The organism is Paraferrimonas sp. SM1919 (genome assembly GCF_010993985.1).
In the GTDB taxonomy this organism is placed as follows: Bacteria; Pseudomonadota; Gammaproteobacteria; order Enterobacterales; family Shewanellaceae; genus SM1919.
Genome location: NZ_WINH01000075.1, coordinates 1 through 471, shown reverse-complemented (window position 1 = coordinate 471; position 471 = coordinate 1).

Below are 471 nucleotides of genomic sequence, written 5' to 3'. Positions count from 1 at the left end.
CACCAGTTGGAACCAGACCACTGTGCCCGGAGGCTTGGCGATATAACCGCCAGAGACGTTGTTTTGTCCGCAACCGCACAAGACCGTCAGGAAGCTAAATACGGCAATGGGCCAGCTATTGGCCAGCCAGCTTCCGCTACGTAAGTGCTGCCGGAATAAGCGAGTCATTTCCCTCTCCCTAGGAGGATGTCGCGTCCGCGCGCATGCGGCGCTGCGATAGGTTACCGCCCCAATCCGTTGGTAGTCGCTCGCTTTCGGATGCTCGATTGGCTAAGGGCGGCGCTAACGCGCTCGTTCATGATAGGTGCCAGAGTCTCATGTCATAGCTCGTTGGCTACCCATTTAACCACACGGGATTTCTGTCCTGGCCGCCTGTTTTGCTGCCAGACGGGCACGCGTGCGGCGCTGCTGGGTAGGCACAGGAAGAGCACGTCGAGCGGACGTACCTGATTGCCGCTTTGCGTCGCGCAC